Origin of the sequence: Teretinema zuelzerae (assembly GCF_021021555.1) — a bacterium.
Taxonomy (GTDB): Bacteria; Spirochaetota; Spirochaetia; order Treponematales; family Treponemataceae; genus Teretinema; species Teretinema zuelzerae.
The window spans coordinates 1348482-1364085 of sequence record NZ_JAINWA010000001.1 but is presented as its reverse complement, the minus strand read 5'-3'; the positions used below and the strand labels follow the sequence as shown (position 1 = coordinate 1364085).

The window sequence follows — 15604 nt, the reverse complement described above, 5'->3', positions numbered from 1 at the left end:
ACACTAAAATTCGATCGCGCGCGAGCCCGATCCCGACGAGACCGGTTCGGCCCGCGGGCTGACTCCGCCCTTGAGCAGGGGATTGTTCTTTACCGCTTCCAGCACATCCTGTCCCTGGACCAGGGCGAGCCTCAGTTCTTCGATGACTCCCGCTATCTGCGGAACCTGGCTCTTCAGCATGTCCGCCGATTCGGCCACGCCCGAAAGGGTGGCCTCGACGGATTCGAGGGAGTTGCCGATGCTTCCGAAAAGCCTGCCGTCGGGGTCGACGAGGCGGGGGACGAGTCCGTCGGGATTCGACACTTCCGCGCTCAGGGTTTCGAGGTTTTCGGTGATTCCTCTGACGTTTGCGGTAACCTGCGAGATGTCTCCCAGCAAACCGTCGAGCGAGCGGTTCACGCTTCCGGCGATGGCTCCCGCTTCCGTCACCGTCGCGGCGACGCCCTTCATCGTGTCAGCGAGCGGGCCCTTTCCGGTGCCGCGGAAGGCGCCGTTGAGCTGTCCGAGCGTGTCGTTGATGTTAGTCAGGAGCGGGTTGATCTGGGCGATCAGGTTGGTGATGGTGTCGTCTTTTTTCTGAACCTTGGCGAGGCCCGAGTCTATGAGCTCCCTGCCCTCCGGGCTGTCGACCCTCGGCACATGGGTTCCCTCCGTTAAAAGAGCGGTCCCGTTGCCCGGGTGGAACAGGAACTGGTTGCCGAGTCCGATGGGGTTTATCACCAGTTCGACGAGTGATCCTTCTTTGGCCCGCCCGTAGTAGGTGTCGAAAACGACGAAGGATGCGTCCACCTCGTCCTGATCGTTCAACGCGATGGAGGTTATTTTCCCGATCGTGAATCCGCGGTAAACGAGGGGCATTCCCGGCGTAATTCCCGAGGCGCTTGCGAAGGTGGTCTTGAACGCGTAGTCGCGGGCGAACCAGCGCTGCTTGCTCCCTAGCAGGATGACGACTACAGCCAGGGCGACGAGCGCCGCTATTGCCAGAGTTCCTACGATTTGATCGGCGTACCGGATCTTGAATTTCATTGAGCGATTCCTTTTTCTATCGTCCGGGCGAGGTTTTCATCAGCCGCGAATTCCTGCGCCGTTACGTTCAGCTTTATTCGGCCGTCTTCCACCATCAGTATCGTGTCCGCGAGTTCTTTAATGATCCGATAACTGTGGCTGACGAAGACGATCGTGTCTCCTCTTTCTTTCCGGGCTTTCACCAGGTTGACCAGACGCCTTGCCGCCGCGTCGTCGAGAGACTCTGTCCACTCGTCGAGAAACAGGAGCTTCGGATCGCACAGGATCGCGCGCGAAAACGCGATCAGTTTCTGTTCTCCCATGGATAGTTGGGAGGGACGCACATCGATGTCCTTGCGGTACCCTGTCGTCGCCAGGACTTCAGTTATTTTCCTTGCCCTCTCTCCGTCCTTCATGCGGGGATTGTGGATTTTCAGCGGGAGTTCCAGAATCTGGCGGAGCGTCTGGTTCGCCCAGAGCGCGGAATCCTGAAACACGAAGGAGGCGTTTTTCCGGAACTCGAGATTCCTCAGGCGGTTCATCGTCGCGATTTCATATCCCCGGTAGAGGGCTTTTCCGCGCGTGGGAACGATGAGCCCGGCCGCCAGTTTGAGGACGGTGCTTTTTCCGCCTCCCGAGGGGCCGACGAGGGCTGTCGTCCGGTTTTCCGGAAATACGCAGGAGACGTCCTGTACTATGGGTTTTCCCTGGGCCGCGAAAGAGACATCCCTCAGTTCAAGAATAGGCGCCGCTTCGGTGTTCATGGGTTCCTCACGAAAGATAGTAGACGGCCGAAACGGCCAGATCCGCGACGATGCACCAGGCGAAGGCGCTTCCGACGGCGCGAAGCCCCGCCTGCGGTATCTCCGTGCTTGCCCGTTCCACCGAGAAGCCCTGCACGACGGCGACGGTCGCGAGGATCATCCCGAACACGATGCTTTTAGCCACCGAAACTCCCAGGTCCGCGAGGCGGAGGTTTTGGAGCAGGTTGGAAAAATACTCGACGGCCGGTATGGGGCTCAGAACCTGTACGACCAGGAAGGATCCCGCGAGGCCGAAAAGGGAAAAGTAAATGTTTAAAAGGAATAGGGATACCGTTACCCCGAGGAAGCGAGGAACCGCGATGTGTTCGATCGGATCTACCCCGACCGATATGTAGGCTTCGATTTCATGCGAGACGACCATGCTCGCGATTTCGGTCGCGATGGCGGTGGCCGAGCGGGCGATGATGATGAAGGCGGTGAGCAGGGGGCCGAGCTCTCGGGTGACGATGGTGATGAGCAGGGGGTAGATCAGTTTTTCCTGGGAAAAGCTGGAAAGGATGGGCATGCCCAGAATATGGACCGCCGCTCCGATTCCCATGCCGAGGAGGCTGGAGATTCCCAGCGCTTCGACGAAGGTGAACAGTATCTGCATGGTGAGAATTTTCCAGGAAGCCTGTCCGCGGTAGACGAAGGGAAGCGCTCCGCGGAGGGTTTTTCCGAAGAACCCGATGGTGTACAGAGAATCGCCGGCTTTCTGGAGGATTTTCGCACCGACAGCCTGAATCATGGCTCGAGTATATCCCATCAATGGCATAAAGTAAAACAAAGTGATATTTTGGACAAATGATTCGTTCGGTCGTAATAATCCAGCCGCCATTCGTCCAGCTCAACGGACCCTATCCGGCAGGCGCCTATCTTTCCGCCTTTTTTCGCGGCGTAGCCGGCGAGTTCGGCATTGAAAACGTCCGCTGGTTCGACGCGGGGAATCTCTTCTTCAGGGATCTTTTTTCCGCTCGCGGGCTTGAGCGCCTGTTCGAGAAAAGCCGGGAGGGAGCCCTTGCGGCGGCGGAAAAAGCCTGGCGCTCGGGCGGTGCCGGCGCGGAAACGGCGAGACAGCTGAAGCGATACCTTTCGCTTGAAAAGGCCTGGATTTCCTGGATCGATCCGATCATTTCAATATTGTGCGGCGGAGACCGGGAGCTGTGCCATGCCCTGGTCCGCTCTCCTCACGCTCCCCGGGGCGCGCGCATGGACGCATTTTTCGCCTCCCTCGAAGGCGAGCCCACGGCCGACGACGGACGAACCCTCGCGACACTCGCGATCGAGGATCTCGCCGACTACATTACCGCCGCCGTCGACGGGGAGTTTTCCCTGGTGCGCTACGCCGAATCGATCGCGGCGAGCGAACGCGACTTTTCACGGATAGAGACGGCTCTCTCGCGTCCTCTGGTGGCCGATTATTACGAGCCCTTTCTGGAGCGGTTTCTCGATGATCTGGAGCCTTCGGTTTCCGCGGACGGGCAGACGCTCTTCTGCGTTTCGATACCCTTTCCCGGCTGTCTGGTGAACGCCCTCGCTACGGCGCGGGCGCTCAGGAACCGGTTCGGCGAGCGGGCCCTGATCAGCATGGGCGGCGGGTACGTGAATACTGAACTGCGCAACTGCTCCGCGGAACGGCTCGGCCTGTATGCGGACTTTCTCTGCTTCGACCGCGGCTTCGGAGCGTATCTGTCTCTGTTGCGCGATCCCGAAGCCCGGCGATCCGGGACCTTGCGCTTTCTGCACTGTCCTCCCGGGCTCAGGGATGAAGAAAACCGGCTTACCGCGTCGATCTCTCCCGATTATTCGGACATCGATTTCGCCCTTTATCCGAGATTGTCCGACACGCCGAATCCGATGCACCGGTTATGGTCCGACGGAGCCTGGCTGAAAGCGTATCTTGCTCACGGCTGCTATTGGCACAGATGCTCGTTCTGCGATGTGAGTCTTGATTATGTTGGTGTATACCTACCGGTAGGTATACCAAATTTGTACCAATCCCTCCGCGCCCAGGCCCTCTCGCGCCGAGTGCGCGGCATCCACCTTGTCGACGAAGCGGCCCCGCCCCGGGCTCTTCGCGACTTCGCCCTCGGCAATCTCCGCGCGGCCCGCGAAGACCCCTCCGGCGGCCTCCTCTCGTTCTGGGGGAACATCCGCTTCGAGAAAACCTTCACCCGCGACCTTGCCGACTTCCTCTCCTTCGGCGGGCTTTCCGCCGTCTCCGGGGGCATCGAAATCGCCAGCCCTTCGGGCTTCAAGGCCGTGGACAAGGGCATCGACCTCGAAAACCTCGTGGCAGTCTGCGCCGCCTTCAAGGAGGCGGGAGTGCTCGTGCATTCCTATTTGATCTACGGCTACTGGAACGAGACTGAGCAGGACGTCGTTGATTCGGCTGAAGTCATGCGCCAGCTTTTCGCCGCCGGACTCGTAGATTCAGCTTTTTGGCATAAATTCGTGCTTACCCGCCACTCCCGCGTTCACCGCGAGTGGGAGGCCGGAATGCACCGGGGCGAAAACGGTTCGGCAAAGCTGGAGCCGATAGACAAGAGGGGAAACTTCGCGGACAACGATCTCCGTTTCGCCGGCGAGGAGGCCTCGAAGCTCTATACCGCCCCTCTCGACGCCGCGCTCCAGGCCTGGATGCACGGAGAAGGGCTCGACTCTCCCGTCCGCAAGTGGTTTCCGTTCAGCATGCCCTCTCCGCGAATACAGGCGGATCTTATCGACGAGTATATCGCCTCGTATGAAAAAGCGCGGGATTTCGAGCGGAACAAACCCTTCGACCCGGCCTCCGATTATTGCTGGACAGGGAGTTCTCCCGTTCGGGGCTCGGATGACGGCGAGCTTGTCTGGTATTTTCTGGGCGAGGAGCATTCCCTGCGCGTCGATCCTGAGTCCGCGCGGCGCATTCAGCGCGCCTTCGCCGACATTCCTGTCTCTCCCGAAGTTCTCGCGGCTCTTCCGCGAAAGACGTTCAAGACGTTCAGGAAAAGCGGCCTGGTAAAAATCTGTCCGCTCGGATGACGTATAGAGCAGGGTGCAGCGACTCTTCGGCCGCGTGCGATGTTCGAAGTTGTCGGGGATCAGCCGCGGCATGAAATGCGGCCAGGCGGAGCGATCGGCTTTCCGCGTTAGTTGAGTGCGAATGCAACGCCCGCGCGGAACACAGCGGTTTCGAGCCCCGCTCCCGGCCCTGCGCCGTCTTCTGCGTACGACCAGGAGATGGTGTTCGCCGCCGTATTGATTTCTCCCGTTTTTCCCCGAAGCCCGCCGATCTGCGTCCACTTGAGGCTCAGAAAGGGGACAACCTTCGAGGCAGCCGTCCATTCCAGAGAGAGAGCCGGTTCTAACAGGTATCCTCCGGTCATGATGTCGTGGTAGTCGTATCCGGTAAGATGGTGGTTGTCGATCGAGTAGCAATAGAGCCAGGGGCTCAAGGCGACCGATGTCGAGATCTTCAGATTTGTCGAAAAAGATAGATCCGCCCTGACGGCGGCAATGGGGATGAGGTATTGCTGTTCATAGCTGATGCCGGTTCCATAAATGGGGGTTTTCGGCAGATCCTCCGACCACACGTAGGCGCCCGAGTCGCTCGCGTACTGGGTGTATCCGTCGTTGGCGTCCCATTTCCAGCGGTAATACCGGATTCCGAGGGCGGGGGTAACCGAGATGTCCCGTTTTCCGCCGCCTCCTGCCTTGAACGTCTTTCCGATGAGGGCTTCCAGGCTTCCGCCGTACAGGAGTTCGGCCTCATGGCGCGAAAAATTGGTTTTTTCGGTATCCTGATTATAGTAATACAGATTAAACCAATCCGAATCTTCCATAATGCCGGTGTTCATGGGTACGGCGAGCGAGCCTTCGACGCTGATGCTTACTCCGTTGCGCCACTCGGCATCGGCCTTCATTCCCGCCGAAAGCATCGGCTTCATGTCCCAGATCAGTTCGCTCAAGAACTTATCGTTGTAGTACACATATTCAAGCGCGTTTCCGCGGGTGGCTTCGAAAAAAGGAGATGCCGAGAACGACGGAGCTTCCATCGCGGCGAGGTTCCGGGCCGCCGCCGCGGACACGAGAAGCATCATCGAACAAATCATGCGGATAAAAGTTGTGCGGATGCCGGCGGTGCAGGGGCTTACGATGCGCATGAACACCATTCTAGCACATTTGGACTTGCCGTTCGCAGATAGATTTAAGTACCTTTGTAAAAGATACCCTTTACATTTCAGGAGAACTCGAATAAATGGCGACACATCAGTTCCAAACGGAAGTCAATCAACTTCTCACCCTCATCATCCATTCCATGTATTCCAACAAGGAGATTTTTCTCCGCGAGATCGTTTCAAACGCTTCGGACGCCCTCGACAAGTTGAAGTACCTTTCTCTTTCGGACGAAGCCTACAAGAGCGTGCGCTTCGACCCGCGCATCGACATCCTCTTCGATGAAGAGAAAAAGACGCTCACCGTCCGCGATACCGGCATCGGCATGAACTCTGACGACGTCGTTTCCAACCTGGGAACCATCGCCCGCTCGGGAACGAAGGCTTTCATCGAGCAGCTCGCGAGCGACGCGAAGAAAGACTCGAACCTCATCGGCCAGTTCGGCGTCGGGTTTTATTCGGCCTTCATGGTCGCCTCGAAAATCGAAGTCTTTACGAAAAAGGCCGCAGATTCGAAGGTATGGAAGTGGACCAGCGACGGAAAGGGAGAATACGATCTTTCGGAAGCCGACGACTCGGCCTTCCCGCTTGTTGAAGGCGTGGGCGAAGGATCTCACGGCACGGCCGTCGTCATGTACTTGAACGACGACGACAAGGAATTCGCCTCCCGATGGAAGATCGAAGACATCGTCAAGCGCTATTCCGACCACATCGCCTTCCCCATCTACCTGCACTATCTCAAGAAGGAATACGACGACAAGGGAAAGGTTTCCTCCGAGGCGATGACCGCCGAGCAGATCAACGACGCGAGCGCGATCTGGCAGAAGCCGAAGAGCGAACTCAAGGAAGAAGACTACAAGAGTTTCTACAAGTCTCTTTCCCACGACAGCGAAGATCCGCTGCTCTATGTACACACGAAGGCCGAGGGAACCCAGGAATACACGACGCTGTTCTACGTTCCGCAGAAGGCGCCCTTCGACATGTTCAACGCCGACTATAAAAGCGGCGTGAAGCTCTTCGTCAAACGCGTGTTCATCACCGACGACGACAAGGAGCTCTTGCCGGTGTATCTCCGCTTCGTACGGGGAATCATCGACAGCGAGGATCTCCCGCTGAACGTCAGCCGCGAAATACTCCAGCAGAACCGTATTCTCAGCGGCATCCAGTCGTCCTCCGTCAAGAAGCTTCTGGGAGAGTTCAAGAAGCTGGCCGAAAACGACCGCGCGAAGTACGAGAAGTTCATAACCGAATACAACCGCCCGCTCAAGGAAGGCCTCTACGGCGACTACGCCCACCGCGAGGAGCTTTCGGAACTGGTACGCTTCAAATCGACCTGGGTAGGCGAGGATGAGAAGGACTCCGACGGCAACGTAAAGCCGGCTCCCCAGTGGACGAGCTTCGCCGACTACGCTTCCCGCATGAAGCCCGAGCAGAAGGCTATCTACTACCTTACCGGCGGCGACGAGAAAACGCTCCGCCAGAGCCCGCACCTGGAAGCCTTCCGCAAGAAAGGCATCGAAGTGCTCATCATGGCGGACGAGATCGACGACATCGTCATCCCCTCGCTCGGAAAACACAAAGAGTGGGATCTGAAAGCCGCGAACCGGGCCGGCTCGGACGATGAGCTCGGTTCCGACGAAGACAAGAAGACCGCGGAGGAGAAGGAGAAATCCTTTAAGCCGGTCGCGGAGAAAATCAAGAAGGCTTTGGGAGACCGCGTGAAGGATGTGCATCTTTCAAAGCGACTTTCCGACTCTCCCTCCTGCATCGTCGTGGACGAGAACGATCCCTCCCTCCAGATGGAGCGGATGATGCGCGCGATGGGTCAGGCCGGCATGACGGAAGTAAAGCCGATTCTCGAGATCAATCCCGATCACGCGCTTGTTCAGAAGGTGCGCGACAGCGAGGACGAAACCTTTATCGCGGACGTTTCTTCCATCCTGCTCGACCAGGCTCTTCTGGTGGAAGGAAGCGAGCTGAAGGATCCCGCCGATTTCGTTAAGAAGCTTAACCGCCTGTTGGCGAAATAAGAGATTGCGCCCTTGAGGCGTAAAAAGGCCGTCCGGCGTTGAACAGCCGGACGGCTTTTTTATTGAGGCTCTGTTTCGATCAGAACCCGTATGTATATCGAACAACCCGGATGGCGACCTGCGTGCGAAGCCTATAGGTTCCCTCGTCTTCGTTGATGCTCAAATCGTCCAGCATCACCTGAAGCTCGGTAAGGGTGTTCGCCGTATCGCGGTAATACCAGAGGGCCGAGGCGTTTTGCACCCAGTATCCTTCGCGGTCTTTTATCCGCTTCGATAGTTCCTTTTTCATCCAGCCCCGATTGGACGATCCGCCTTCTCCGAAGTCGCCGTCGATGAAGTAGTTCTCGTCCCAGAAATACACCTGCATCGACGGTGGGACGAATTCCTTCACCTTGAGGTCGTTCTGGTCCCCGCTCTCGCCGAATCGCTCTCTTATAGCCAGCGCCTTTTCATAAAAGGCGAGCACCTCTTCCGGCGCCGCATTGACCGTATAGGTGCGGACGATTCCGAGCAATAGCTCCCCGTCCGCCGGCGCCGTCTCTTCGGATTCCAGAACCATTCCCTTGAAAAGCGGAATCTTTTCGATTGTTCCGGGAAGTTCGGCAGAAAGAAGCGCCGAACACGCGGCGACCATCAGCAAACCGAATACGTTTTTTCTTTTCATGTTCAATCCTCCGTTCGCGTGCGCAACGCGCGCGACGACTGCCAGTATAGCCCTCGTTCAGCGCATTTCCGGGTTCCGACGGCCTTTCTCTATAAAAGCCGCTTTTCTCCCTCCAGGGCGCGCACGGCAGTTGCGTCGCCGCTGACTTCCAGGGTGCCGAGATAGGCGCCTGAGTCGTCGCGGAGGGCGAAGTATTCGATGTGGATGAATCGCCCCTTCATGGAGAGCCAGAATTCCGCCGAGTCTTCCGATCCGTCCTTGAAGGACGCAAGGATTTTTTCTACCGTCGCGACGCTTTTCGGGGGATGGCAGTTCTGCACCAGCCGACCGATGATCTGCGGGCTGCGCGGGAACACTCGGTGCGGCGGGTCGGAGTAGAACTTTACGCGGTCGTCCGCGCCGATGAACGACACGTCTACCGGCAGGACTTTGAAAACAGCTTCCAGCTGAACCTGGGTGAGAGAACCGGTGGAGCTGATAAAGCAGGGTTCTGCTCCGCCTGCGGTCGAAACCGGGCCGGCGCGTCCCTCCTTCGGCAGAAAGATTCGCTCGGGAACTGCGCGGAACGCGGCTGGATAGAGAACCCTGCGCTCGCGCCATACGAGGGACGCCGCGGTGAGGTAGAAGGTTCCGAAGTCCTTCAGAAAGGCCGCCCCGTCATCGGCTGCGCCGGGGGACTGGAGCCGCTTCAACAACTCGAGGACGTCGTCCTGTATCGACCACATCAGGGCGACGCAGTCATGGTCCTGCGCCGCGGTTTCGAAAAGGGGAAAGAGCTCGTTCTGGAGTCTTGCGTAATGCGCGCCGAGAAGAGAGAACTCGCGCAGCCTGTTCTGAATAACGACTGCCTGCGGATTCGCCTCGCTTCCGGGGATTCCGCGGGCTATCGACTGCAGCGATTCGAGCGCGCGCACGATCTCGCCGTTTTCGGCATCAAGCAGGGCCAGCGGATGATTCTCCGGATAGTCCGGAAGCGGCAGCGCTTCCAGGGCCGCCGCAGCCGCCCGGAGAAACCGCGCCACAGGAGCCTTCCATGCTTCCACCGATTCCGCTTCCGAAAGAACCCGGTGCAGGGCAGCGTTTACGCTGAACGGATCGGCGCTTTTCAGCGCTCCCGAAAAACGGTCGTAGGTTTCACGGTTTGTTTCTCCCGCTCCTAACAGGCGGAGATACCGGATCAAATCTTCAGTCTTTTCGTCGCCGGTGTGAATAAGTTCCATGCGTCGCTCCTCCGCTAATAGAATAATCCCTTTTAGCGGAATTTGAGCGATAAAAAACGGGAAATATGACATTTGTCATAATCGCGGGAAGGCTTGTTGCGATTACCCCGGAACGGCCGTATAATCGAGCAGATGAAAAGTCTTGCTTTCGGGGAAATCCTGTGGGATGTGTTCGCGGATCATCAGACTCTTGGCGGGGCTCCGCTCAACGTTGCCGGGCATTTGGCGCGGCTGGGGGCGGATTCGTGCATCGTGTCCGCGGTCGGAGCGGACCGGCGGGGGGACGAGGCTCTGTCCCTCGTTCGCGCGCTCGGAGTGGGCGCGGACTATGTGTCTGCGCTCCCCGGCCTGCCTACCGGAACCGCGACCATCTTCCTCGACAAGGGGATTCCTTCCTACGAGTTCAACGACCCGTGCGCGTGGGACGCTATAGATCTCTCCGAAGAGCAATTGAAGGCGATTCAATCCGCCGAGTGGGACGTCGTCTGCTTCGGCACCCTTGCACAGCGCTCTCCGGCGAGCAGGGCGTGCCTCAGGCGGATCCTTGAAAGCGTTTCGGCCAAAACCGTGTTTTTCGACGTGAATCTTCGCAAGAACTACTACTCCCGCGAAATTCTGGAAGACGGCTTGAAGTTCGCGGACATTCTGAAGGTGAACGACGAGGAGGTGGCGATTCTTGCCGCCCTCCTGGATATACCGCTTTCGGCGGACACGGAAGAATCGTTCGCGGACGCAATGATCGGCCGTTACGGTTTGCGCATCGTGCTCGTCACGCTCGGGAAGGCCGGCGCCCTGGCGCGGCACGCGGGGGAAACCGCTCGCTCGGTTCCCGCGAAGGTCGCCGTCGTGGACACCGTGGGCGCGGGAGACAGCTTCTCCGCGGGCTTTTTGGCGGCGCTCGGCCGGGGCTGCCCGGTGAGTCGCGCCCTTTCTTTCGGCGCCGAGCTAGCCGATTTCGTGGTGACGCGAAAGGGCGCCATCCCTGAATACGACGAAGCCCTTCTGCAGAAGATCGCCGAACTGGGCGCCTAGCCGTCCTGCAGCATCCGGCCGTTTGCCTCTGCCTGCGGCGCTCCGCCGTTATGTTCGAAAATATTCTATTTTACCAGGCCGCCGTGGAACAGGCATTCGTAGATCGGCTTTCCGGCGAGGAAGATTTCCTCCCTGCCTGAGTACCACTCGAAGCTTCCCTCGACTGCGCAGTGGTAGGTGTAGTCTCCCGATGCATAGAGCCCGCGGTTCGGCGCTACCTTCCGGCACGTTCCGGTCACAATTGAGCGGCGGCGATTTGGATCAGGCGGATGACGATACCGGCGGCGAGGCCCGAGGAGGCGGCGGACAGGAGGTCCGTCCTGAAGGAGACTTCTTCTTCGTTGCTGATGAGATGGGACAGGAATTCGATGATGACGAGGGTGGCGATGATTGCCAGGGCCATAGACGCGAACATGTGGAGGCGGCTTTTCAGAGCGGCCCAGGAATAGAGCATCTGCGTAAAAAAGAACACCACGGACGAGATGATTCCCCGCAAGGTGTTCACGCGGTACTGCGCTTTATTTACGCGGCGCAGGAACAACGGAAACAGGAGGGATGCGAGGGTGAATACTATCATTCCTGATGAAATGCCCAGCATAGTCCTCTTGTCGAGGAGCCGTTCAGCTTGAGCCATGCGATTTGAAAATTCCCGTAATATCGGAGTGAAAATTCCGGTGCCGTGCTGCACCAGAGCGAGAATGACGATAATTCCGAATAAAATGATGGTTGTTTCGATAATCCGGTTGAGAAACCGTGCGGCGCGTTTGACTGACATACTATAATTATATCATGAGATTCTGCGGCGGAACATTTTTTAAAAGGAGGCGCGTCATGGAATTGATCGGAGCGTATCGCTCGAACGACGATGCCGGGCAGGTGACCGTGCTGCTCGAGGAACACGTGATTCCCTATGTTAAAAAGGATACCCAGCGGGGTTCGGTGCGGGTGTACGTCTCTTCCGGGGACTATCAGCGCGCGCTCGGGCTTCTCGATTCGAAGCGGTATCGAAGCGCGCCGCGTTCGGCCGCCGGAAAGTAGAAAATGAATGTTGGTGTTTTCCCCGTATTACATTACATTATAACCATGAAAACAAACACTTTTGCCGGCACTCTTATGCTCGGATTCGCACTGGCCGTTCTCTTCGCGGTTCCCGCGGTTGCGGACGGAAACTTTTCAGACGGGAACTTTTCGTTTTCCTGGAAAATCGAAGGTTCGTCGCTTGTAGCCGAATTGTCCGCTCCGACGACGGGGTGGATTTCCGTGGGATTCGGGCCCACCCGGATCATGAAGGACGCGGACATGTATCTGTTCGCGGTGACGCCCTCCGGCGAGGTCGTAGCCGAGGACCACTTCGGAACCGGCTCGATCAGCCATAAAAAGGACGTCGACATCGGCGGCACCTCCGACGTGACCGTGCTCTCGGGTTCCGAGAAAGACGGGGTCACCACGGTGCGCTTTTCCATACCGCTCAATTCCGGGGACGAGTACGACGCGAAGCTTGAAGCGGGAAAAAGCGTCAAGGCGATTTTCGCGTCTTCCGCCAAGGATTCTTTTACCTCGAAGCACAATAAAAAGGGCAAGGGGGACATGATCCCATGAAGCCGAAAACCAAAACCTCTCTCCTGATAGTCGTGAATTCGCTGCTCTTCCTGACCTTCGCCGTACAGGCGGGAACCGGCATGCTGATGGGTTCCGGACTCGCCGGCGAGATTTCCTGGAACCTGCACGGCAAGCTCGGCTTCGCCCTGGTTCTGCTCGTTGTCGCCCACATCGTCCTTAATTTCAGCTGGATCAAGGCGCAGATCTTCAAGAGCTCCGCAAAAAAATGAGCGCCGAAGAACAGACTCGCAACGCGCTTCCCGTCAAGGAAAGCATAGAAAAGAGATATAGATGGAATTCGGAAAGCGTTTTTTCTGGAACCGAAGAGTGGAGCCTTGAGCTCGCCTCTTTTCTACAGGAGCTTCCGGAGCTGAATAAACTCAACGGCCGCCTGGCCGAAGGTCCTGCTCTCCCTGCGGCGGCGCTGGACCTTCGGGACCGGCTGGGCAATCGCCTGGGAAAACTGATTTTCTACGCGGTCATGCGCGGCGCCGTCGATTCCGGCGACGCGGAGGCCCGCTCCATGGAAAGCCGGGCGGCGGGGGCGGAGAGCCGTTTCGCGGAAGCGTCGGCCTTTATCGAGCCTGAGCTCATCGCGCTCGGTGAGGAGCGGCTTCTCGCGTGGACCGCGGAGTCGCCCTCTCTCGCGGTCTACCGGCATTGGCTGGAAGACCTCTTCCGCCAGCGCTCTCATGTGCGCTCCCGGGAGATAGAGGCCCTGCTGGGCTCCGCCGGCGAGGTGTTCGCGGGGATAGATTCCGTACGCGACGCGCTCGCCGACTCGGATCTGCGCTTCGACGACGCCGTCGATTCGCAAGGCGCCCGGCATCCGGTGGCACAGAGCTCGGTGGAGGCCCTGCTTTCCAGCCCGGACAGAACGCTGCGCCGCAGCGCCTGGGAAAGCTATTGCGACGCGCATCTGGCCTTCGGGCCGACCCTCGCGGCGATTTACTCCGCGGCGGTTAAAAAAGACGTGTTTCTCGCGCGGGCCCGCGGATACGGGTCGTCCCTCGAGGCGGCCCTCTTCGGCGTGAACATTCCGCGCTCCGTATACGATCAGACGCTCGCGACCTTCCGTTCGCGGCTTCCCCTGTGGCACCGCTACTGGAAGGCGAAGGCGGCCGCGCTCGGCCTTGAAAAAATGTCCCACTGGGATATCTGGGCGCCGCTTTCCAAAAAACCGCCGAAGATCGGGTACGAGCAGGCTGTCGGCTGGATCGCGGACGCGCTCGAACCGCTGGGCGGGGACTACGCCGCGGCCTTGCGGAAGGGCTGCCTCGAAGACCGCTGGGTGGACGTCTATCCGACGGAAGGGAAGGGCGGCGGGGCCTTCAGCTATGGGGCGCAGGGGCTTTTTCCCTTCATCAAGATGAGCTGGACGGACGACCTGTCGTCGATGAGCACGCTCACCCACGAACTCGGGCATTCGATGCACAGCCTCCATACCTGGAAAACTCAGCCTCCCGTGTATGCCGACTACAGCATCTTCGTCGCTGAGGTCGCCTCGAATTTCCATCAGGCGATGACGCGGGCTCATTTGTTTTCGATAGAGAAGGACAGGGAATTTCAAATCGCCCTCGTCGAAGAGGCGATGGAGAACTTCCATCGGTATTTTTTCATCATGCCGATTCTGGCCCTGTTCGAGAAAGAGGTGCACTCACGCATCGAAGCCGGGGAGGGACTTACGGACGGCGATCTTCGAGCGCTGATGGCTAAGCTGTTCGCGGAAGGCTACGGGGACGCGGTTATGCTCGACGAAGACCGCGAAGGTTCGACCTGGGCCCAGTTCGGACATCTGTATGCGAATTTCTACGTATTCCAGTACGCGACGGGGATCAGCGCGGCCCATGCGCTCGCGAAGCCGGTGCTTGCCGGAGACCGCGCCGCCGCAGAACGCTACGTCGAGTTTATTTCAGCGGGTTCATCGGTCTATCCGGTGGACGCGCTCGCGCGGGCGGGGGTGGATATGACCTCTCCTGCGGCGATGGACAGCGCTTACGAGGTGCTCGAATCCTATATCGATCTGTTGGAACGATTAATTTAAATTTCTATGAGGCGCCCTGCGCTGGCTTTTAAAAGCCGGTTCCGCAGGGCGTCAGAAATTCCGCCTTCTTCAGTCGGGATTTGGGCGAGGATTCCGGGAACCCCCGCGGCGTCGAGCTCGTAGAAATCCGAGTAGAGGCGGCGCGCGAGGGCGATCCATCCGGGATAGCTTCGCACCAGGAGCGGCCCTCTTCCGGTTTCCGCCGCGTTCTTCGCTTCCTCCGCGCAGAGAACCGCCCATCCTTGATAGCATCCCGCTGCATTCGCCCGTTCGAGTTCTTCCGCATCGGAAAACAGCCTGACTTCTGCCCTCGGCTGGTAATGGGGATGCCTCGTTCCGGGAGACCGGGCGAGGAGGCCTTCGTCCCGCGCGCTCTCCTGCGAAAGGTAGAGATCGTCCAGTACGGAGTAGAGATCCTCCCGCGTTACTGCTCCGGGGCGCAGAATGGTCCAGCCCCTGCCGGCGGCGGTGTCCGTCCAGGCGGCGACGGTCGATTCGAGCCCGGTTTCGCACTGGCCTCCGTCGATGATCGCTTCGGCCCTGCCTTCCATGGCCGATCGGGCCATGGCGAAATTAGTCGGGCTCGGTTTTCCCGAGCGGTTGGCGGAGGGCGCCGCGACCGGCGTTCCCGCGGCTTTCAGAAAATCGAGGGCCGCAGGATGGCGCGGCATGCGCACGCCGACGGTATCGAGTCCCGCGGTTACCACATCGCTTACCGCGCTTCTCTTCGGTAAAACGAGGGTGAGCGGGCCGGGCCAGAAGGAGTCCATGAGAATTTCCGCTCCGGGAGGAAGGGAGCGTGCGACGAGATCGACCTGCGAGCGGTCGTATATATGGACGATGAGGGGGTTGTCCTGGGGGCGCCCCTTCGCCTCGAAAATTCTGCGGCACGCGCCGGGATCGAGGGCGTCGGCTCCGAGGCCGTACACGGTTTCGGTCGGGAAGACGACGAGTTTTCCCTGCCGTATCAGTTCTCCCGCGCGTTCTGTTCCGTCGGGAGTCAGCAGTTCTGTGGTCATGACGGCGATTCTATCACGATCCGGCGGTTGT

Annotated in this window: 16 protein-coding genes; 7 read left to right on the top strand and 9 right to left on the bottom strand. The window is 58.9% G+C overall.

Annotated features, from left to right (window positions below; all coding sequences use genetic code 11):
• Nucleotides 1-3: 3 nt before the first annotated feature.
• The 3 genes from K7J14_RS06110 to K7J14_RS06100 are packed head-to-tail and all read right to left on the bottom strand — an operon-like array spanning nucleotide 4 to nucleotide 2556.
• The gene (locus K7J14_RS06110; RefSeq protein ID WP_230754359.1) at nucleotides 4-1026 is read right to left on the bottom strand and encodes an MlaD family protein; all 1023 of its coding nucleotides are present in this window, start codon (nucleotides 1024-1026) and stop codon (nucleotides 4-6) included.
• Nucleotides 1023-1769, bottom strand: a complete 747-nt coding sequence (locus tag K7J14_RS06105) for an ATP-binding cassette domain-containing protein (RefSeq protein WP_230754357.1) — start codon at nucleotides 1767-1769, stop codon at nucleotides 1023-1025. Before K7J14_RS06105 ends, K7J14_RS06110 begins: the two co-directional genes overlap by 4 nt.
• A 7-nt stretch (nucleotides 1770-1776) precedes the next feature.
• Nucleotides 1777-2556, bottom strand: a complete 780-nt coding sequence (locus K7J14_RS06100; protein WP_230754355.1) for an ABC transporter permease — start codon at nucleotides 2554-2556, stop codon at nucleotides 1777-1779.
• A gap of 56 nt (nucleotides 2557-2612) precedes the next feature.
• Between K7J14_RS06100 and K7J14_RS06095 the strand changes: the two genes are divergently transcribed.
• Nucleotides 2613-4832 carry a radical SAM protein gene (locus K7J14_RS06095; RefSeq protein ID WP_230754353.1) on the top strand — a complete coding sequence of 740 codons (2220 nt, stop codon included), beginning with the start codon at nucleotides 2613-2615 and terminating at the stop codon, nucleotides 4830-4832.
• Nucleotides 4833-4939: 107 nt separating this feature from the next.
• Here K7J14_RS06095 and K7J14_RS06090 read toward each other — a convergent pair whose 3' ends face one another.
• Entirely contained in the window at nucleotides 4940-5953 is a 1014-nt protein-coding gene (locus K7J14_RS06090) for an omptin family outer membrane protease (RefSeq protein WP_230754351.1), read from the bottom strand.
• Nucleotides 5954-6048: 95 nt separating this feature from the next.
• On the opposite strand from K7J14_RS06090, the gene htpG reads away from it, so the two are divergent.
• The gene (gene htpG, locus K7J14_RS06085) at nucleotides 6049-7995 is read left to right on the top strand and encodes a molecular chaperone HtpG (protein ID WP_230754349.1); all 1947 of its coding nucleotides are present in this window, start codon (nucleotides 6049-6051) and stop codon (nucleotides 7993-7995) included.
• A 79-nt stretch (nucleotides 7996-8074) separates the two neighbouring features.
• On the opposite strand, the gene K7J14_RS06080 is transcribed toward htpG, so the two are convergent.
• Complete coding sequence (locus K7J14_RS06080) at nucleotides 8075-8659, bottom strand: hypothetical protein (RefSeq protein ID WP_230754347.1); 585 nt, start codon at nucleotides 8657-8659, stop codon at nucleotides 8075-8077.
• Between the two features lie 89 nt (nucleotides 8660-8748).
• Nucleotides 8749-9879, bottom strand: coding sequence for a PAS domain-containing protein (locus tag K7J14_RS06075; RefSeq protein ID WP_230754345.1), 1131 nt, complete (start codon nucleotides 9877-9879; stop codon nucleotides 8749-8751).
• A 132-nt stretch (nucleotides 9880-10011) separates the two neighbouring features.
• On the opposite strand from K7J14_RS06075, the gene K7J14_RS06070 reads away from it, so the two are divergent.
• Nucleotides 10012-10911 (top strand): carbohydrate kinase family protein, encoded by a 900-nt coding sequence (locus K7J14_RS06070; RefSeq protein WP_230754342.1) that lies wholly within the window; start codon nucleotides 10012-10014, stop codon nucleotides 10909-10911.
• A gap of 65 nt (nucleotides 10912-10976) precedes the next feature.
• Here K7J14_RS06070 and K7J14_RS06065 read toward each other — a convergent pair whose 3' ends face one another.
• On the bottom strand, nucleotides 10977-11150 hold the full coding sequence (locus K7J14_RS06065; RefSeq protein ID WP_230754340.1) for a DUF5680 domain-containing protein: 174 nt from the start codon (nucleotides 11148-11150) through the stop codon (nucleotides 10977-10979).
• Nucleotides 11147-11686, bottom strand: coding sequence for a hypothetical protein (locus K7J14_RS06060; RefSeq protein ID WP_230754338.1), 540 nt, complete (start codon nucleotides 11684-11686; stop codon nucleotides 11147-11149). The genes K7J14_RS06065 and K7J14_RS06060 overlap by 4 nt, the downstream gene beginning before the upstream one ends.
• Before the next feature lie 56 nt (nucleotides 11687-11742).
• Here K7J14_RS06060 and K7J14_RS06055 point away from each other — a divergent pair, with 56 nt between their 5' ends.
• From K7J14_RS06055 to pepF, 4 genes are read left to right on the top strand one after another with little or no spacing between them, the layout of a single operon-like run.
• Entirely contained in the window at nucleotides 11743-11949 is a 207-nt protein-coding gene (locus K7J14_RS06055; protein ID WP_230754336.1) for a DUF2007 domain-containing protein, read from the top strand.
• A 45-nt stretch (nucleotides 11950-11994) separates the two neighbouring features.
• The gene (locus K7J14_RS06050; RefSeq protein ID WP_230754334.1) at nucleotides 11995-12510 is read left to right on the top strand and encodes a DOMON domain-containing protein; all 516 of its coding nucleotides are present in this window, start codon (nucleotides 11995-11997) and stop codon (nucleotides 12508-12510) included.
• Nucleotides 12507-12740: a hypothetical protein gene (locus K7J14_RS06045; protein WP_230754332.1), complete on the top strand. Its 234-nt coding sequence runs from the start codon at nucleotides 12507-12509 to the stop codon at nucleotides 12738-12740. Before K7J14_RS06050 ends, K7J14_RS06045 begins: the two co-directional genes overlap by 4 nt.
• Nucleotides 12737-14554 (top strand): oligoendopeptidase F, encoded by a 1818-nt coding sequence (pepF, locus tag K7J14_RS06040; protein ID WP_230754330.1) that lies wholly within the window; start codon nucleotides 12737-12739, stop codon nucleotides 14552-14554. The genes K7J14_RS06045 and pepF overlap by 4 nt, the downstream gene beginning before the upstream one ends.
• Here the strand turns inward: pepF and K7J14_RS06035 are convergent.
• On the bottom strand, nucleotides 14551-15573 hold the full coding sequence (locus K7J14_RS06035; protein ID WP_230754328.1) for an L-threonylcarbamoyladenylate synthase: 1023 nt from the start codon (nucleotides 15571-15573) through the stop codon (nucleotides 14551-14553). The two genes, pepF and K7J14_RS06035, sit on opposite strands and share 4 nt — an antisense overlap.
• Nucleotides 15574-15604 lie beyond the last annotated feature (31 nt).